This is a genomic window from Stappia sp. 28M-7 (genome assembly GCF_014252955.1).
Lineage (GTDB): Bacteria > Pseudomonadota > Alphaproteobacteria > Rhizobiales > Stappiaceae > Stappia.
The window spans coordinates 2,615,862-2,634,715 of record NZ_JACMIA010000001.1 but is presented as its reverse complement, the minus strand read 5'-3'; the positions used below and the strand labels follow the sequence as shown (position 1 = coordinate 2,634,715).

The window sequence follows — 18,854 nt, the reverse complement described above, 5'->3', positions numbered from 1 at the left end:
GACGGCGTTACGACGACACCTGTACGAAGTCGCGCAGCTCCTTCGACGGGAAGTCGAAAAGCTTGCCGTTGGCCGTGTTGGCCGGCGCCACGAAGTCGAGCAGGGACGCTGCCACCTCGGACGGATGCGGCAGGGTCTGCGGGTCCTCGCCCGGCATCGCCTCGGCCCGCATCGCGGTGCGCGTTGCGCCGGGATTGACCAGCATGCCGGTGATCGGCGTTTGCGCCGTCTCGGCGACATAGGTGCGCACCAGGGCCTCCAGGGCGGCCTTCGACACGGAGTACGGGCCCCAGAAGGCCTTGCACTTGTGGGCGGCACCGGAGGACAGGAACAGAACGCGGCCGGCATCCGACTGGCGTAGCAGCGGATCGAGCGAGCGGATCAGGCGCCAGTTGGCGGTGACGTTGATCGCCATCACCTTGTCCCAGATGCGCGGGGAGACATGCCCCAGCGGCGACAGGCCGCCCAGAATGCCGGCATTGCCGATCAGGACGTCGAGCTTGCCCCACCGTTCGAAGATGGCCGCGCCGAGACGGTCGAGGGCGTCGTAGTCCGTCAGGTCGGCGGGAACGAGCGTTGCCTGGCCACCTTCCGAACGGATTTCGTCGTCGAGCTCCTCCAGGCCGCCGACCGTGCGGGCGAGCGCAATCACGTGCGCTCCCTCGGCGGCCAGTGCCTTGGCGGTGAAATAGCCGATGCCACGGGAGGCGCCGGTAACGACGGCAATCCGTCCCTCGAAGCGTTTGGTCATGTTCTGTCCGTTATCCTACTTCGACGAGGCGCGGCAGGTGCGTGACATCTCCGTCCTCAGCCATGTCGGTGAGCGGCGTCGGATAATCGCCGGTGAAGCAATGGTCGGTGAACTGCGGCGCCTCGTTGTTGCGCCCCTCGTAGCCGATGGCCTTGTAGATGCCGTCGACCGAAAGGAAGGCGAGGCTGTCCGCGCCGATATAGTTGCGCATCTCATCGAGGCTGTACTTGGCCGCCAGCAGCTTCTCGCGAACCGGCGTGTCGATGCCGTAATAGTCGGAGAAGCGGATCGGCGGGGAGGCGAGGCGGAAGTGCACCTCGCGGGCGCCGGCATCGCGGATCATCTGTACGATCTTCAGCGACGTGGTTCCGCGCACCAGGCTGTCGTCGACCAGCACCACGCGCTTGCCCTCGATCTGGGCACGGTTGGCGGAGTGCTTCAGCTTCACGCCGAGGGTGCGGATCTGCTGGGTCGGCTCGATGAAAGTGCGGCCCACATAGTGGTTCCGGATGATGCCGAGCTCGAAGGGGATGCCGGACGCATGGGCAAAGCCGAGTGCCGCCGGAACGCCGGAATCGGGTACCGGAACGATGACATCCGCCTCGACCGGCGTTTCCAGCGCGAGCTGGCGGCCGAACTCCTTGCGCACGTCGTAGACGCTGCGCCCGCCGAGGATCGAATCCGGGCGGGAGAAGTAGATGTACTCGAAGATGCAGGGGCGGGCAGGGCGACGACCGAAGGGGAAGAAGCTTTCGATACCGCCGGGGGTGCAGACCACCACTTCGCCGTTCTCCACTTCGCGGATGAACTTGGCGCCGATGATGTCGAGCGCGCAGGTCTCGGAGGCGAAGATCGGGGCGCCGTTGAGGTCGCCGAGGACGAGCGGGCGGATGCCATAGGGGTCGCGCGCGCCGATCAGCTTCTTGCGGGTCAGGGCGACCAGCGAATAGGCGCCCTCCATCTGGGTAATGGCGTCGATGAAGCGGTCGACAATCTTGTCTTTGCGCGAGCGCGCCACCAGCTGGAGCACCACCTCCGAATCCGAAGTGGACTGGCAGATGGCGCCTTCCTTGATGAGCTTGCGGCGCAGGGTCATCGCGTTGGTGAAGTGGCCGTTGTGACACACGGCGATGCCGCCGCCGTCGAGCTCGGCAAAGAGCGGCTGGACGTTGCGCAGGATCGTCTCGCCGGAGGTCGAGTAGCGCACGTGGCCGATGGCGTAGGGACCGCTCAGCCGGCGGATCGTCTCGGCGTCGGAAAAGTGGTCGCCGACGAGGCCGAGATGCCGCTCGGAGCGGAACTGGTTGCCGTCGAATGTGACGATGCCGGCGGCTTCCTGGCCGCGGTGCTGCAGGGCGTGAAGGCCGAGCGCGGTGATTGCAGCGGCGTCGTCATGGCCGAGAACGCCGAACACGCCGCATTCCTCATGGAGGCGGTCGCCTTCGATTTCCTCGCGCCAGAAGTCCCTGGCGGCTGCGTCGCGGTCGGAACCGTGGCTGTCTGCGTGATGGGGGGCGGTGTGATTATCGGCGTAGGCCATGGCCTTGGCTCCTGGTTGCCCGCAGGCGGCGGAGGCGTCCGCCGGACGGGCCTTCAAAACGCACCAGGGACGGCACCGCAGGGCGGTCCGTCCGTGGCACAGGGGAATTCAGTCACATGATGCGGTCCGTTTAGCGGACGTGCCTTAGTTGGTGGACGACCCCGAGGTCGTCAACTGCTCGATCCCGCGACGCTCGCTGTCGGTATAGCCCTGCTCCTCGCCGGCCGGTGCCGGTGTGGCGGGCGTTTCCGTCGTGCCGGCAGGGGCGCTGTCGGAGCGATTGCGGATGCGGTTGAGAATTGTGTTTTCCGGGCTCTCCGGAAGGGCGTTGACCAGCCGGTTGCCGATCGAGTCGATCACGGGCTTGGACTTGGCCGTGGCGATCCAGGCGGGCTGGTCCTGCGGCACGAACCAGTTGAAGAACATCATCGCGACGACGACCAGAAGAAGGCCGCGCAGGGCGCCGAAAACGAAGCCGAGCGTGCGGTCGAGCGCGCCGATGCGGCTGTCGAGCACGAAGTCGGAAATGCGCATCGTGATGTAGCTGACGATGATCAGCGTAACCAGGAAGACGGCGGCCGCGGCAACGCCTAGGGCAACGTTGTCGTTGTTGATGTACTGGCGCACGAAGGGAACGACATGGCCATGCAGGTAGAAGGCGGCAACGGCAGCCGCGATCCAGGAGGCGATGGACAGGACTTCGCGGACGAAGCCGCGGATCATGGCCAGAACGGCCGACAGGAGCATGATGACGAGAAGGATTCCGTCGAGAAGCGTGATCGGCATCGCTCGGCCTGGTCCCTGATCGCGTCGCAAGACGCCCTGTCGACCCAGTTCTCCGCGTGGGTCGGGCGCGGTGTTCATTGCCTTGCCCGGCGCGTGCAGCGATCGGACGCTGCCGGCCGCCAGATCCGTCCGGGCCCCTAGTCCCGCTCGGATGCGCCTGCGGAGCTTGCCGCCACCTGGGCGACCAGATCCGTCAGCTCGCTCAGCCCCGTCACCTGCCCACCGTCGTTCGCGCCGTCTCCGGCGTTCGATTCCGGCACGAAGGCCGAGGTGAAACCGAGCTTGCGGGCTTCCTTGAGACGGCTTTGGGCCTGAGAGACCGCTCGGACCGCCCCCGAGAGGCTGACCTCGCCGAAATAGACGCAATCGGCGGGAAGGGCAACCCCGCTGAGAGACGAGACGAGCGCAGCGGCAACGGCAAGGTCAGCGGCCGTTTCGTTGACCCTCAATCCGCCGGCAACATTGAGGTAGACATCGTTCTGCGCAAAGCGCACGCCGCAGCGCGCCTCCAGCACCGCAAGGATCATCGAAAGGCGGGCGCTGTCCCAGCCGATGACCGCCCTGCGCGGGGTGCCGAGAGGCGAGGGGGCGACCAGCGCCTGGATCTCGATCAGCAGCGGGCGCGTGCCCTCCAGCCCTGCGAAGACGGCCGATCCCGGCGTGCGGCCCGAGCGCTCGCCGAGGAAAAGCGCAGACGGATTGGCCACTTCGGCCAGCCCCTTGTCGGTCATCTCGAAGACGCCGATCTCGTCCGTCGCGCCGAAGCGGTTCTTGACCGACCGCAGGATGCGATACTGGTGTGCGCCGTCGCCCTCGAAATAGAGGACGGCATCGACCATGTGCTCCACCACGCGCGGGCCGGCGATCTGGCCGTCCTTGGTGACATGGCCGACGAGAATCACCGTGGCGCCGCTCGACTTGGCGTAGCGCACCAGGGCCTGCGCGGAAGCGCGGACCTGGGTGACGGTGCCGGGCGTGGACTCGACCATCTCCGACCACAGGGTCTGGATCGAATCGATGATGACGAGGGCCGGCGGCGGGCCGTCCGTCAGGGTGGCGAGGATGTCCTCGACGCTGGTCTCCGCCGCAAGGCCGACGGGGGCGTCGGACAGGCCTAGGCGCATGGCGCGCAGGCGCACCTGATCGATCGCTTCCTCGCCGGAAATATAGATCGCGCGGTGGCCGAGCCTGGCGATGCGGGCGGCGGCCTGAATCAGCAGCGTCGACTTGCCGATGCCCGGATCGCCGCCGACGAGCAGGGCCGAGCCGCGCACGAATCCGCCGCCGGTGACGCGGTCGAGCTCGCCAACCCGTGTCTCGATGCGTGGAGGCGTGTCGCTTTCGCCTGCAAGGCCGACCAGGGGCACCACGCGTCCTCGCTTGCGTCCGGCGGCCGTGGGCGAGCCGCCGACCCCGCCGCCGCTGCGTTCCTCGACCAGGGTGTTCCACTCGCCGCAGCTGTCGCAGCGGCCGGCCCATTTGGACGCGACCGCGCCGCAGGACTGGCAGACGTAGTTTGTGCCGCGCTTGGCCATCAGGGCCGCTCCCCGCCATCCGAGGGCGCGCCGACATAACGGTGGGCGAAGCGGTGGCCGAGAGACGTCAGCAGTTCGTAGCCGATGGTACCGGCACGGCTGGCAGTCTCGTCGACGGAGACGTTGCGGCCGAACAGCTCCACGAAGGCGCCCCGCACGGCAATGTCTTCCGGCACGTCGCTGATATCGAAGGCGCTCATGTCCATAGAAACGCGACCGAGGGCCGGCAGGCGATGGCCGGCGAGCCAGGCTTCCGCACCTGCTTTGCTGTCTGTGGAGCCGGCCGCGCGCAGGAACCCGTCGGCATAGCCGGCCGCGACCATGGCAACGCGCATGTCGCGCGGTGCGGTGAAGGTCGCGCCGTAGCCGATGGGCGCGCCCTTGGGCAGCGTGTGGACCTGGAGGATCCGCACCTCGAGTGTGACGACGGGATCGAGCCGGCTCTCCTCCATCGCCGAGGCCTGGCCGCCATAAAGGGCAATGCCCGGCCGCGCGAGCTCGAAATGGAAGTCCGGACCGAGGAAGATGCCGGCGGAGTTGGCGAGCGAGCGCGGCACGCCGGGGAACAGGTCCGCAAGCGCCCGGAAGCGCGCCAGCTGGGCCTGATTCATCCGGTCGCCCGGCGCGTCGGCGCAGGCCAGATGCGACATGATCAGCGATAGCTCGAGCGGCGATCCATCGGCCAGGCTCGCGGCCAGCGCCGAGGCTTCCTCCGCCGTCAGACCGAGGCGGCTGATGCCGGTGTCGACATGAAGCGCTGCGGGCAGCGGCGCGCCGGCATTGCGCCAGTCGGCAATCTCGTCCGGCGAGCCGAGGCAGGGGCGCAGTCCGTTGGCGGCGTAAAAGCCGGCTGCACCCGGATAGAGCCCGTTGAGAATGTAGACCGTAGCATCCGGCAGGTGGCGACGCACGGCCGCGCCTTCCTGCGGCGTTGCAACGAAATAGGTCCGACAGCCGGCGGCCCAGAGCGCCTGCAGGCACGGCGCATCGCCCAGCCCGTAGCAGTCGGCCTTCACCGCCGCACCGCATGCGGCGCCCTCCGCCATCAGGCCGGCGAGCCGCTGCCAGTTCGCTGCAAGAGCGGCAAGGTCTACGGTGATGCGGCCGTTGTCGATGAGAGGCGTGGCGCTGGCGCCGGAGTGGTTATCGATCACATCCCTGGTCCAGGCTCTGGCCGCGTCATTGCGGCTCGGGGAATCGGTCCGGGTCGGCGAGGTCGGAGAATCGGGTGAACTCGCCCTGGAAGTGCAGGTTCACTGTACCGGTCGGGCCGTGACGCTGCTTGGCGATGATCACTTCGGCCCGGTTGCGCACCCTGTCAAGCTTCTCCTCCCACTTGACGTACTCCTCGGTGCCTTCCTCGGGCATGGTCTTGCCGAGATAATACTCCTCGCGGAACACGAACATCACCACGTCGGCGTCCTGCTCGATCGAGCCGGATTCGCGAAGGTCCGAGAGGATGGGGCGCTTGTCGTCGCGCGATTCCACCTGACGCGACAGCTGGGACAGCGCGATGATCGGGACGTTCAGCTCCTTGGCCAGCGCCTTGAGGCCGGTGGTGATCTCGGTGATCTCCTGCACGCGGTTGCCGCTGTTCTTCTGCGAGCCGGTGAGCAGCTGGATGTAGTCGACGATCAGCAGATCGAGGCCGCGCTGGCGCTTGAGCCGGCGGGCACGGGCGACCAGCTGGGCGATGGAGATGCCACCGGTCTGGTCCACATGCAGGGGAACCAGCTGCATGGTCTGGGCGGCAGCGGCGAGCTTTTCGAAGTCGTGCTCGGAAATGTCGCCGCGGCGGATCTTCGAGGACGAGATTTCCGTCTGCTCGGAAATGATACGCGTTGCCAGCTGCTCGGCCGACATTTCCAGCGAGAAGAAGCCGACGACGCCGCCGTTGACGGTCTTCATCGTGCCGTCGGGCTGCTCCTCGGCCATGTAGGCCTCGGCGACATTGTAGGCGATGTTGGTGGCGAGCGAGGTCTTGCCCATGGCGGGACGGCCGGCAAGCACGATGAGATCCGACGGCTGCAGGCCGCCCATCAGGCCGTCGAGATCGCGCAATCCGCTGGCGATGCCCGACAGCGCGCCTTCGCGCTGATAGGCGGCGGCGGCCATTTCGATGGTTGCGGTCAGCGCGTCGCCGAAGGAGACGAATCCGGTGTCGGTACGGCCCTTTTCCGCCAGTTCGAACAGGCGGCGCTCGGCATCGTCGATCTGCGCCGTCGGCGGCATGTCGATCGGCGCGTCGAAGGCGATGTTGACCATGTCCTCGCCGATGCGGATCAGGGTCCGGCGGATCGCGAGGTCGTAGATCGCGCGGCCATAGTCCTCGGCGTTGATGACCGAGGCGGCGTCCGCTGCGAGCCGGAGGATATACTGCGCGGCCGACATGTCGGCGATGCGGGCATCCTGCGGGAAGAAGGTCTTGAGCGTGATCGGCGAGGCGACCTTGCCGGCGCGGATCAGCTGGCCGGCCTTCTCGTAGATCTCCCGGTGGGGAGCGATGAAGAAGTGCTCGGGCTCGAGAAAGTCGGAGACGCGGTAATAGGTCTCGTTGTTGACGATGATCGCGCCCAGCAGCTGACGCTCGGCCTCCGCATTATGCGGGGCAACGCGCATCGCCGCGGCGGTTGTGTCGTTCGCCGGAACCGGACCCTTCATTCTCACTTCCCCTCGTGTGCCCTTGTTCCTACCGGAGGCAGGGGGAGGGAGGAAGGGGAATCCGGGCGGTGTGCATTTCGTGTGAAAGGAGCGGGGAAAACGTGGGCGCCCGGTTGACGCGGAGGGCGATCTTCGTTCCGCCGGCAAAAGGTCTGCCAGGGGGCTAAGGGGCACGCATGACACGAAAGTGACCAACTTGCCCACATGCCCTAGGGGAACGGTGTGGATCAGCGATTTCCCGCTTGTCTTCGGGCTCTTGCGTCTGTCATGGAAGTGTCGCTTAATGTTCATGTGAGCGACATCTGGCGTTCATATGAAACAAATACGAAATGCGGACATTTTCGTTCAACGCGTCTTCTATACCGGAGGCCGCGTTGCCCAGAACCGCATGTCGGGCCGGGTGCCCGAGCTTTGGGAGAGCAAACTATGGCTTATCGCAAGACGCTGGCCGGTCTGGTCGCCGCAACGATGCTTGCCGGCAGCACCACCGTGTCCTTCGCCGCCACCGAGATCCAGTGGTGGCACGCCTTCACCGGTCGCCTCGGCGATCTGCTGAACGAGCAGGTCGAGAAGTTCAATGCCTCGCAGAGCGACTACGTCGTGGTCGCTTCGCACAAGGGCAACTACTCCGAGGCGCTGAATGCCGGCATCGCCGCCTTCCGTGCCGGCGAGCAGCCGCACATCCTCCAGGTCTTCGAGGTCGGCACCGCCACGATGATGGGCGCCAAGGGCGCCATCAAGCCGGTCTACGAGCTGATGGCCGAGACGGGCAAGGAGTTCGACCAGAGCGCCTACCTGGCCGCGGTTGCCGGCTACTACACCACCACCGACGGTCAGATGCTGTCGCTGCCGTACAACTCCTCGACCCCGGTTCTCTATGTGAACCGCGATGCGCTCGAGGCGGCCGGCATCGATCCGAACACAGACCTGAGCACCTGGGAGAAGGTGGGCGAGGTGCTGGACAAGCTGAAGGCGTCCGGCGCGGCCTGCCCGCTGACCACCGCCTGGCAGAGCTGGGTGCATCTGGAGACCCTGTCCGCCTATCACGACGTTCCCTTCGCGACGAAGGAGAACGGCTTCGGCGGCGTCGACACTGAGCTGTCCTTCAACGGACCGGTTCAGGTCGCGCATATCGAGGCGATGGGCCAGTGGGCCAAGGACGGCAAGTTCATCTATGCCGGCCGTCGCAACGAAAGCGGTGCCCAGTTCCGCGCCGGCGAGTGCGCCCTGTTCACCGAATCTTCGGCCGGTTACGCCGGCGTGAAGTCCGAGGCCAAGTTCGCCTTCGACATCCGCCCGCTGCCGTACTGGGATTCGGTCGAGGCCGCTCCGGTCAACACGATCATCGGCGGCGCCTCGCTGTGGGTGATGTCCGGCCATGAGCCGGAAGAATATGCCGGCGTCGCGGAGTTCCTGAACTTCCTGTCGTCCGCCGACATCCAGGCCAAGTGGCACCAGGACACCGGCTACCTGCCGATCACCATGGCTGCCTATGAGCAGACCAAGGCCTCCGGCTTCTACGACGCCAACCCGGGCACGGACATTGCCGTCATCCAGATGACCGGCAAGGCGCCGACCGCCAACTCGAAGGGCGTGCGTCTGGGCAACTTCGACCAGATCCGCGGCATCATCGACGAGGAGCTGGAAGCGGTGTGGGCCGGCGACAAGTCGGCCAAGGAGGCGCTCGACAACGCGGTGGAGCGTGGCAACCAGCTGCTGCGCCGCTTCGAGCAGGCCAACCGCTGATCCCCTGAAACGGTCGCGGATGCGGGACATGTCCCGCATCCGTTGCCCATTCCAAGAAACGGGAAACGGTCCGGCAGCCTGCCGGGCCGTTTTCGCCCGTCGGCTAGACCCGGCGGACAGAGCAGCCGGAATAGCGCGCCATGCACAAACGCGTCGTCTTCAATAGTCGGGTCTTGCCGTATCTGCTGTTAGCGCCGCAGATCCTGGTGACACTCGTCTTCTTCTTCTGGCCCGCGGGCCAGGCGATCTACCAGTCCGCCTATATTCCAGACCCCTTCGGTCTTTCCTCGCAGTTCGTCGGCTTCGGCAACTTCGAGTTCCTGCTGAGCGACCGCTACTATCTCGCCTCGTTCAAGACGACGGTGATCTTTTCGACCCTGGTGACGTTCGTCTCCATGGGCGCGGCGCTGTGGCTCGCGGTCATGGCCGACCGGGTGATCAAGGGATCGAGCGCCTACAAGATGCTGCTGGTGTGGCCCTATGCGGTGGCCCCGGCGGTCGCCGGCGTGCTGTGGCTGTTCATGTTCAATCCCAATGTCGGTCTTGTTGCCTGGTACCTGAAGGCAATGGGCTACAACTGGAATCACGTCCTGGACGGCGAAGAGGCGATGGGGCTCGTCGTCGTGGCCTCCGCCTGGCGCCAGATCAGCTACAACTTCCTGTTCTTCCTCGCCGGCCTGCAGGCGATCCCGAAAAGCGTGATCGAGGCCGCGGCCATCGACGGGGCAAGCTTCGCCCGCCGGTTCTGGACCATCGTCTTTCCGCTGCTGTCGCCCACCACGTTCTTCCTGCTGGTGGTCAATGTCGTCTACGCCTTCTTCGAGACGTTCGGCGTGATCCACACGATCACCGGCGGCGGTCCGCAGCAGGCGACGACGATCCTCGTCTACAAGGTGTTCTCCGACGGTTTCGTCGGCCAGGACCTCGGGTCCTCGGCCGCCCAGTCGGTGATCCTGCTCTTCGTGGTCGGGCTGCTGACGGTCGTCCAGTTCCGCTATATCGAACGCAAGGTGCACTACTGATGAGCGGCATGGTCGAAAAACGCGGGCTCGGCATCTGGCTGACCCATATCGGGCTGATCGTCGGCATCGCGATCATCTGCTTCCCGATCTACATGGCCTTCGTCGCCTCGACGGTGACGCAGCCGGAGATCGCCCGCCCGCCGATGCCGCTCATCCCCGGGCCGCATCTGATCGAGAACTACACGGCTGCGCTGACGAGAGGCGTCAACTCGCCGGTCCTCCTGATGCTGTTCAACTCCAGCGTCATGGCGCTCGGTATCACCATCGGCAAGATCGCCATCTCGATCATCTCCGCCTATGCGATCGTGTATTTCCGCTTCCCGTTCCGCATGGCGTTCTTCTGGATGATCTTCCTCACCCTGATGCTGCCGGTCGAGGTGCGCATCGTGCCGACCTACGAGGTCGTCGCAGGGTTCGGGATGCTCAATTCCTATACGGGCCTCATCCTGCCGCTGGTGGCTTCCGCGACGGCGACCTTCCTGTTTCGCCAGTTCTTTCTCACGGTTCCGGACGAATTGATCGAGGCGGCGCGGGTCGACGGGGCAGGGCCGGTGCGCTTCTTCCTCGACATCCTGCTGCCGATGTCGCGGACCAACATCGCCGCGCTGTTCGTGATCCTCTTCATCTACGGCTGGAACCAGTATCTCTGGCCGTTGCTGATCACCACCAAGCCGGAAATGAACACCATCGTGATGGGCATCAAGCAGATGTTCCCGTCCGGCGACGATATCGCCGACTGGCCGGTGATCATGGCCACCACGCTGCTGGCGATGCTGCCGCCCGTCGCCGTCGTCATCTTCATGCAGGGGCTCTTCGTGAAGGGTCTCGTGGAAAGCGAGAAATAGGTTTCATGGCGAAGATCGCTTTTTCGAACGTCCGCAAGTCCTACGGCACCACCCAGGTCATCCACGGGGTCGATGCGGAGATCGCCGATGGCGAACTGATCGTGATCGTCGGGCCGTCCGGCTGCGGCAAGTCCACCCTGCTGCGCATGGTGGCAGGTCTGGAAACCGTGACGTCGGGCGAGATCCGTATCGGCGACCGGGTGGTCAACGATTTGGAGCCGCGTGAGCGCGACATCGCCATGGTGTTCCAGAACTACGCGCTCTATCCGCACATGTCGGTCTTCGACAACATGGCCTACGGCCTGAAGATCGCAGGTGTTGCGAAGCCGGAGATTGCCGAGCGGGTCGCGCAGGCCGCTAAGATGCTGGAGCTCGAGCCCTATCTCGACCGCAAGCCACGCCAGCTTTCGGGCGGCCAGCGCCAGCGCGTCGCCATGGGCCGAGCGATCGTGCGCAAGCCCTCGGTCTTCCTTTTCGACGAGCCGCTGTCCAATCTCGACGCCAAGCTGCGCGTGCAGATGCGCGTGGAGATCAAGACGCTGCAGCGCCGTCTCGGTGTCACCTCGCTCTACGTGACCCACGATCAGGTGGAGGCCATGACCATGGCCGACCGGATCATCGTCATGAACGGGGGCAATGCCGAGCAGGTCGGGACGCCGCTATCGGTCTACCACAAGCCGGCAACGGTCTTCGTCGGCGGGTTCATCGGCTCCCCGCCGATGAATTTCCTGCAGGCGGCGCGGCTCCAGGCGAGCGGTTTGCTGCGCAAGGTGGCGGAGACCGGCGGTGCGGCAGGCGCGCTCGATACGGTCGGCGTGCGGCCCGAGCATCTTTCCTTCTGTGCGAAAGGCGCGGCGGTGCTGTCGGGCAAGCTGATGATCGCCGAGGCCCTGGGGGCGGAAACGCTGGCCCATGTGGAGCTCGACGACGGCGAACGCATGATCGTGCGGGTCGAAGGCGGGCACGAGGTTCCGGCCGCGGGCGAGCGGGTGCATCTTTCCTGCGCGTCCGAGCACCTGCACTATTTCGGTGCCGACGGAAAGCGGCTGCCTGACTGATTTCAAAACACTGTCGGCCGGCACTCAATGAGCCCGGCCGACAGGCGTTTTCCTCAGTTCAGCGTTTCGATCAACCGGACCATGAGTTGCATCCGCTCGCCCAATGACGGGATGAAGATGTGCTCGTTGAGCGTATGCACGTCGTCGCCGTCCGGGCCGAGGCCGTCGAGGGTCGGAACCTTGTCGGCGATGAAGTTGCCGTCGGATCCGCCGCCCGTCGTCTCGCCGATCAGTTCGAAACCGATCTCCCCGGCCAGCCGCGCCGCATGGTCGAAGAGCGTCTTGCTTGCGGGCGACTGCTCGAAAGGCGGGCGGTTCATGCCGCCGGTGATTGTCAGCTTCGTATCCGGGGTCTTCGGCGTGAGGCCGGTGATGCGGGCGACCATTTCATCGGCAGCGGCGAGCGTCGGCACACGCAGGTCGATTTCGGCCGTCGCGAATTGCGGCACGACATTGGTTCCGGTGCCGCCGCTGATCTCGCCGACATTCACGGTGATCTCGCGGTCGTAATCCGTCATTGCTTCCAGCGCGATGATCTGGTGGGCAAGCTCGGTCACCGCGCTGCGGCCCTGCCAGTGGCGGGCGCCGGCATGGGCGGGGCGGCCCTCCACCTTCAGCGTGAAGCGACCGACGCCCTTGCGGGCGGTGACCACATGGCCGCCATTGCGGGCCGGCTCCGTCACAAGGGCGTATTTGGCCGCGCCGCCGATGCGCTCGATCAGCGCCCGCGAGGTCGGGCTGCCGACTTCCTCGTCCGAGGTAAAGAGAATGCTGACGGCAAGGGCAGGGGGCGTGCTGCCGGCCTCGATATCGGCAGCGACCGCACGCATGGCGGCAAGTCCGTTATACGCGCCGCCCTTCATGTCGCAGATGCCGGGACCGTAGCAGCGGTCGCCTTCCACGCGGATCGGCAGGTCCTTGTCGATGGTCCCGCGCGGATGAACGGTGTCGAGATGGGACAGGAAGAGAATGCCCGGCTTCGAATGGTCGCCCCATGGGGAGCGGACCAGCAAATGGTCGCCATGGCCGTCGCGGCCGGGGAAACGCTCCGTGGTCGCGCCGAAAGCCATGGCTTGTGTGGCCACGAGATCCATCAGCCGGTTGAGCCCCTCGACATCCGGCGTATGCGTCTCGATGCGTACCCAGTCGAGCAGGCCGGCGAGCAAATCCTCCGACGACGGCTTCATGTCTATCCCCATGTGCGTGAACGATAATCGGGCGAGAGCAAGATCATAGCCTGTCACTTTGCGCTTCGCGAGAGGCAATGCTGGCGGGCCGTGCGGCAAGGCCGGTGCGCCGCGGATGCCGCAGCGTCGCCGGCATAAAAAAGCGCCGACCCGAAGGCCGGCGCTCTGGTTTTCGTCACTCGTTGCCGAGGCAGATCAGGCGGCGCGCACGCCCGTCAGGAAGCTCTCGACTTCCTGCTTGAGTGCTGCGGCGTCTCGATTGACGGCGGCAGCTGCCGACGCCACGTCGTCGGCGGCGGTACGGGTCTCGCTGGCGGCATGGGAGACACCGAGAATGTTCTCGGTCACGTCCTGGGTGCCGCGCGAGGCTTCTTCCACGTTGCGGGCGATCTCGCCGGTGGCCGCGCCCTGCTGCTCGACCGCAGCAGCGATCGCGGCGGCGATGGCATTCATCTCTTCCACCGTACGACCGATGGACTGGACGGCGCCGACGGCGGTGCGGGTTTCGCTCTGGATGGTGGCGATCTGCGCGGTGATCTCCTCGGTCGCATTGGAGGTCTGGGAGGCGAGCTCCTTGACCTCGGCGGCGACGACCGCGAAGCCACGACCGGCATCGCCGGCGCGGGCGGCCTCGATGGTCGCGTTCAGCGCCAGCAGGTTGGTCTGCTCGGCGATGGCGGCGATCATGCTCACCACCTGGCCGATCTTTTCGGCCGCGTTGGCAAGGCCCTGGATCTGGCTGTCGGTGCGCTGAGCCTCGCCGACCGCCTGGGAGGCGATCTGCGACGACTTGGAGACCTGCGAGCTGATCTCGGAGATCGACGAGGACAGTTCCTCGGTCGCGGAGGCAACCGTCTGGACGTTGGCGGCAGCCTGCTGGGCCGCAGTGGCGACCGTCGTGGAGCGGGCATTGGTGTTTTCGGCGATGTTGGCCATGGAGCGTGCGTTGTTTTCCATGGTGCCGGCCGAGGAGGTGACAGCCGTCAGCAGCGCGGAGGCGCTTTCGTCGAAGCGACGGGTCATTTCCTCGATGCGCAGCGCACGCTGCTCGCGGCTGCGCTGTTCCTCGATCTGCGAGGCGGAGAGATCCTGCGCGCGCAGCATGCCGTCGCGGAACACCTCGGTGGCATCGGCCATCTGGCCGATTTCGTCCTTGCGCCCGGCGCCCGGCACGGACACCGAAAGGTCGCCGGCCGCAAGATGCCGCATGGCATCGGTGATCGCGGCGATCGGCCGGCTGATGCTGTTGGCCAGCAGGAAGGCGGCGATGCCGATCAGGGCAGTGAGCGGAAGGATCCAAAGCGCGCTGACCAGGAGCTCGCCGTAGAAGGCCTCGGTCACGTCATCGACATAGAGCGAGGCGGACACGGCCCACTGCCAGGGAGCGAAACCGTCCGAGTAGGCGACTTTCGGGGAGGGCTCCGTCTCGCCGAGGCGCGGGAAGTAGTAGTCGGTGAAGCCGCCGCCCGCCCGCGCGGACTTGACCTGGCCGACGACGTATTCGGTACCGTCGGCATCCTTGGAAGCCCACAGGTTCTGGCCGACGATCTTCGGATTCGGGTGGGTGACGACGACGCCCTGGTTCGCCTGAGAGGAATCGATGACAACGAAGTAGTCGGATCCGTTGAAGCGCATCGAGGTCAGGAGGTTCTTGGCGATCCGCTGAGCCTCGTCCACCGACAGGTTTCCGGCCTGTGCGTCCTGGGCGATGGCTTCGATCATCGTCACGGCGGTCTCGACCTGGGTGCGAACGAGTTCGCGGCGGTCGTGCATCATCGAGCCGTAGAGCGAGTAGATCTGGACCGCCGCGACAAGAAGCAGGGCAGCCAATGTGCCGCCGACAAGCGTCAGCATTTTCTGTTTGATGGACATAGGGGAGGCGACCTCGTGAACTGAAGATGCTGCAGTAGGTACGAGAAACTACTGAAGCTTCAGTAAATACGTGGGGCAAACGAGGCTCTTTAAATCGTTGACGTAACGGCATATTTCTTGAAGTTCAATCCTTGGGTTTTGTTGTCCGCGTGCTCTCTCCTTTGGGTTGTGGCTGGGCTGCCGAGATGCCGGCGCCGCTTGGAGCGGCGCCATGCGGGGGATAAGGTTCGCTCCGACATCGCGAACGCGATCCAAGGAAAAGTGGAGCGAAACCTTGAGCCTTGTTCTCTATGAGCTGTGCGGCGCCGATGCGGGGCGCCCCTTCAGTCCCTACGCCTGGCGCATTCGGATGGCGCTGAAGCACAAGGGGCTCGATTTCGAATGCCGGCCCAAGCCCTTCTGCGAGATCCCGGCCATCGCGCCGGATGTCGGCAAGACGGTGCCGATCCTGGTCGATGGCGAGCGGACGATCTGCGACAGCTGGGCGATCGCCACCTATCTGGAGGAGGCCTATCCGGACCGGCCGAGCCTGTTCGGGGGCGAGGGCGGGCGCGCCGCGGCCAAGCTGATCGAGGGCTGGGTCAACGCCTCGATCAGCTCACTGATCGTGCGGCTCATCATCAAGGACATCTGGGACGTGCTCGGCCCGGCCGACCAGGTCTATTTTCGCGAGACGCGCGAGGCCCGTTTCGGCATGACCCTGGAGGAGGTCCAGGCCGGACGCGAGGACAGGCTCGCCGAGCTGGGGACCGCCTTGTTGCCGCTGCATCTGATGCTGAAGAGCCAGCCCTTCATCGGGGGCGATGCGCCGCTTCACACCGACTACCTGCTGTTCGGCACCCTGCAATGGGCACGGATCACCAGCCCGTTCCAGTTCATCGAGCCGGGATCGCCTGTCGGGCAATGGCGCGAGCGCTGCCTCGATCTGTTCGACGGCTTCGGACGCAGCGTTCCGGCAGCCTGAATCTTTCCCGAAAACAGCAGAATCCGGCGTCCCTTGCGCCTTGCGGGGGCGCTCATCCCCGGCTATACGCATGGCGCGCCCGCTCACGGGCGCAACGAGATCAAGCAGTGTCCGGCTTTGAGGCACGGACAGGCGGGGCCCGCGAGGGCGCGAGGCTCCGCCGGACAACAACGGGAAAACGATAATGGCGATCGAGCGCACCTTTTCGATGATCAAGCCGGACGCGACGCGTCGCAACCTGACCGGCGCGATCACCAAGATGCTTGAGGATGCCGGCCTGCGCGTCGTCGCTTCCAAGCGCGTGTGGATGTCGCGTCGCGAGGCCGAGGGCTTCTACGCGGTGCACAAGGACCGTCCGTTCTTTGGCGAGCTGGTCGAGTTCATGTGCTCGGCCCCGACCGTCGTGCAGGTTCTGGAAGGCGAGAACGCCATTGCCAAGAACCGCGAAGTGATGGGCGCCACCAACCCGGCCAATGCCGACGAGGGCACCATCCGCAAGACCTTCGCCCTGAACATCGGCGAGAACTCGGTGCACGGCTCCGACGGCGCGGACACCGCCGCCCAGGAGATCGCCTACTGGTTCTCCGAGACCGAAATCGTCGGCTAAGGTTTGAAGTCGCATCGCGACATCGCAGCCAACGCTATCTGGAAGGGCCGGCCGCTGTGCCGGCCCTTTCTTTTTGTACGGCCACTGGTCCTTGACATGACGGCTTGGTGCGAGTGAGCCTTGCCGCCGTTTTCCTTGCCCGCGAGAGACGCATGAACGCCCCCGTTGCCAAAGATCCGGTTCTGAAGGCTTCCGCCTGTCCGCACGACTGTCCGTCCACCTGCGCGCTGGAGGTCGAACTGTTCGCCGACGGACGCATTGGACGGATCAAGGGCGCGCGGGCGAATGCCTACACGGCCGGCGTCATCTGCGCCAAGGTCGCGCGCTACTCCGACCGGCTCTATCATCCGGATCGCTTGACGCAGCCGCTGAAGCGGGTCGGGGCCAAGGGAGAGGGGCGCTTCGAGCCCATCTCCTGGGACGAGGCGCTGGATCTGGTTGCGGCCGCGTTCCTGAAGGCCGAGGCCGAGCACGGGGCCCAGGCCGTGTGGCCCTATCACTATGCCGGTACGATGGGACTGGTTCAGCGCGACTCGATCCACCGCCTGCGCCATGCCAAGGGCTACTCGCGCCAGTTCGACACGATCTGCACCAATCCGGCGTGGACGGGCTATATCGCCGGGACCGGGCGGCTCGCGGGGCCCGATCCGCGGGAGATCGCGGTTGCCGACATGGTGGTGATCTGGGGAACCAACGCGGTCTCGACCCAGGTCAACGTGATGACTCATGCGATCACCGCACGCAAGACGCGCGGGGCGAAGATCGTCGCCATCGACGTCTACCCGACCCAGACCGTGAAACAGGCGGATCTCGGCCTCGTCCTGAAGCCCGGCACGGATGCGGCGCTCGCCTGTGCGGTGATGCATGTGTTGTTCCGCGACGGGCATGCCGACCGCGACTACCTTGCCCGCTACACCGACTGCCCGGACGAGCTGGAGGCGCATGTGGCGCAGCGCCCGCCGGAATGGGCGGCGGCGATCACCGGACTTTCGGTGGAGGAGATCGAGCTCTTCGCCCGCATGGTCGGGCAGACGAAGCGCACGTTCTTCCGCCTCGGTTATGGGTTCACTCGCCAGCGCAATGGCGCCGTCTCGATGCACGCGGCCTCCTGCATCGCGGCCGTGACCGGCGCCTGGCAGTACGAAGGCGGCGGCGCGTTTCACAACAACGGTGCGATCTACACGCTCGACAAGTCGATGATCGAGGGGCACTCGCTGATCGATCCGGCGGTGCGGCAACTCGACCAGAGCCAGATCGGCCGGGTGCTGACGGGCGATGCCGAGGCCTTGCGCCGCGGCCCGCCGGTGACCGCGGTGCTGATCCAGAACACCAACCCGGTGTCGGTGGCGCCAGAGCAGGAACTGGTGAAGCAGGGCTTCGCCCGCGAGGACCTTTTCGTCTGTGTGCACGAGCAGTTCATGACGGAAACGGCGAAGATGGCCGATGTGGTGCTGCCGGCGACGCAGTTTCTCGAGCATGACGACATCTACAAGGGCGGCGGACACCAGTATCTGCTGCTGGGGCCGAAGCTGGCCGAAGCCCCGGGCGAGACTCGCGAGAACGTCTATGTGCTCAATGAGATCGCCCGACGTGTCGGCGCGGCCGAACATCCGGGTTTCGCCATGAGCGTGCGCGAGCATATCGACTGGATGCTGAAGGCTTCCGGTTTCGGTTCGCTGGAGGAAATCGAGCGTGACCGCTGGGTCGACTGCCAGCCGGACTTCCGCAAGGCGCATTATCTCGACGGGTTCAACTGGCCGGACGGCAAGTTCCGCTTCAAGCCGGACTGGCCGACGGTGCCGGCGCCCAATGATGGCCCGATGGGACCTTTCGCGGACATGCCGACCTTGCCCGACCACTGGGCGGTGAACGAGGCGGCGAACGAGGAGCATCCCTTCCGTCTTGCGACCTCGCCGGCGCGTTCGTTCCTCAATTCGACCTTCAACGAGACGGCGTCCTCCCGCGACAAGGAAGGGCGGCCGGACCTGATGATCGGGCCGATGGATGCCGAAAGGCTCGGGATCTCCGACGGCGACCGCATCCGCATCGGCAACCGGCGCGGCGCGGTGATCCTGCATGCGCGCCTCACCGAGGGGCTGAAGCCCGGCGTCGTGGTGGCCGAGGGGATCTGGCCGAACGATGCCTATCCGGACGGCCGCGGTATCAACACGCTGACCGGAGCCGATGCCGTGGCGCCGTATGGCGGGGCGGCCTTCCACGATACCGCCGTGTGGGTGCGCAAGGACTGACCCTACGCACCCGCGGCACCGAGGGAAGCAG

The 18,854-nt window shown here is 65.8% G+C and carries 15 protein-coding genes; 7 read left to right on the top strand and 8 right to left on the bottom strand.

Going from position 1 to position 18,854, the window contains the following annotated elements; all coding sequences use genetic code 11:
• Positions 1 to 7 precede the first annotated feature (7 nt).
• The 6 genes from H7H34_RS11555 to H7H34_RS11530 form a co-directional block, all read right to left on the bottom strand.
• On the bottom strand, positions 8 to 751 hold the full coding sequence (locus tag H7H34_RS11555; RefSeq protein WP_185925267.1) for an SDR family NAD(P)-dependent oxidoreductase: 744 nt from the start codon (positions 749 to 751) through the stop codon (positions 8 to 10).
• A 10-nt stretch (positions 752 to 761) separates the two neighbouring features.
• Positions 762 to 2,291, bottom strand: a complete 1,530-nt coding sequence (gene purF, locus H7H34_RS11550) for an amidophosphoribosyltransferase (RefSeq protein WP_120267776.1) — start codon at positions 2,289 to 2,291, stop codon at positions 762 to 764.
• Positions 2,292 to 2,435: 144 nt separating this feature from the next.
• Positions 2,436 to 3,077 carry a CvpA family protein gene (locus H7H34_RS11545; protein WP_120267777.1) on the bottom strand — a complete coding sequence of 214 codons (642 nt, stop codon included), beginning with the start codon at positions 3,075 to 3,077 and terminating at the stop codon, positions 2,436 to 2,438.
• A gap of 137 nt (positions 3,078 to 3,214) precedes the next feature.
• Positions 3,215 to 4,612, bottom strand: a complete 1,398-nt coding sequence (gene radA / locus H7H34_RS11540; RefSeq protein WP_120267778.1) for a DNA repair protein RadA — start codon at positions 4,610 to 4,612, stop codon at positions 3,215 to 3,217.
• On the bottom strand, positions 4,612 to 5,766 hold the full coding sequence (gene alr, locus H7H34_RS11535; RefSeq protein WP_371811387.1) for an alanine racemase: 1,155 nt from the start codon (positions 5,764 to 5,766) through the stop codon (positions 4,612 to 4,614). Before alr ends, radA begins: the two co-directional genes overlap by 1 nt.
• A gap of 25 nt (positions 5,767 to 5,791) precedes the next feature.
• A complete protein-coding gene (locus tag H7H34_RS11530; protein ID WP_120267779.1) occupies positions 5,792 to 7,273 on the bottom strand; it encodes a replicative DNA helicase in 1,482 nt (493 codons plus the stop codon).
• 426 nt (positions 7,274 to 7,699) lie between these two features.
• Between H7H34_RS11530 and ugpB the strand changes: the two genes are divergently transcribed.
• From ugpB to H7H34_RS11510, 4 genes are all read left to right on the top strand, one after another.
• Positions 7,700 to 9,019, top strand: a complete 1,320-nt coding sequence (gene ugpB, locus H7H34_RS11525) for a sn-glycerol-3-phosphate ABC transporter substrate-binding protein UgpB (protein ID WP_209006204.1) — start codon at positions 7,700 to 7,702, stop codon at positions 9,017 to 9,019.
• Between the two features lie 140 nt (positions 9,020 to 9,159).
• Entirely contained in the window at positions 9,160 to 10,041 is an 882-nt protein-coding gene (ugpA, locus tag H7H34_RS11520) for a sn-glycerol-3-phosphate ABC transporter permease UgpA (RefSeq protein ID WP_120267780.1), read from the top strand.
• An 8-nt stretch (positions 10,042 to 10,049) separates the two neighbouring features.
• A complete protein-coding gene (gene ugpE / locus H7H34_RS11515; RefSeq protein WP_067218063.1) occupies positions 10,050 to 10,886 on the top strand; it encodes a sn-glycerol-3-phosphate ABC transporter permease UgpE in 837 nt (278 codons plus the stop codon).
• Positions 10,887 to 10,891: 5 nt separating this feature from the next.
• The gene (locus H7H34_RS11510; protein WP_185925266.1) at positions 10,892 to 11,944 is read left to right on the top strand and encodes a sn-glycerol-3-phosphate import ATP-binding protein UgpC; all 1,053 of its coding nucleotides are present in this window, start codon (positions 10,892 to 10,894) and stop codon (positions 11,942 to 11,944) included.
• Positions 11,945 to 11,997: 53 nt separating this feature from the next.
• Here H7H34_RS11510 and H7H34_RS11505 read toward each other — a convergent pair whose 3' ends face one another.
• Together H7H34_RS11505 and H7H34_RS11500 are read right to left on the bottom strand one after the other, a co-directional pair.
• Positions 11,998 to 13,131 (bottom strand): M20 family metallopeptidase, encoded by a 1,134-nt coding sequence (locus tag H7H34_RS11505; RefSeq protein WP_245165055.1) that lies wholly within the window; start codon positions 13,129 to 13,131, stop codon positions 11,998 to 12,000.
• A gap of 195 nt (positions 13,132 to 13,326) precedes the next feature.
• Positions 13,327 to 15,003: a methyl-accepting chemotaxis protein gene (locus H7H34_RS11500; RefSeq protein ID WP_185925265.1), complete on the bottom strand. Its 1,677-nt coding sequence runs from the start codon at positions 15,001 to 15,003 to the stop codon at positions 13,327 to 13,329.
• Positions 15,004 to 15,277: 274 nt separating this feature from the next.
• On the opposite strand from H7H34_RS11500, the gene H7H34_RS11495 reads away from it, so the two are divergent.
• The 3 genes from H7H34_RS11495 (at position 15,278) to H7H34_RS11485 (ending at position 18,823) form a co-directional block, all read left to right on the top strand.
• Positions 15,278 to 15,967, top strand: a complete 690-nt coding sequence (locus H7H34_RS11495) for a glutathione S-transferase family protein (protein ID WP_185925264.1) — start codon at positions 15,278 to 15,280, stop codon at positions 15,965 to 15,967.
• Between the two features lie 184 nt (positions 15,968 to 16,151).
• Positions 16,152 to 16,574, top strand: coding sequence for a nucleoside-diphosphate kinase (gene ndk, locus H7H34_RS11490; protein ID WP_120267785.1), 423 nt, complete (start codon positions 16,152 to 16,154; stop codon positions 16,572 to 16,574).
• A 152-nt stretch (positions 16,575 to 16,726) separates the two neighbouring features.
• Positions 16,727 to 18,823, top strand: coding sequence for a molybdopterin-containing oxidoreductase family protein (locus H7H34_RS11485; protein ID WP_185925263.1), 2,097 nt, complete (start codon positions 16,727 to 16,729; stop codon positions 18,821 to 18,823).
• Positions 18,824 to 18,854: the final 31 nt, after the last annotated feature.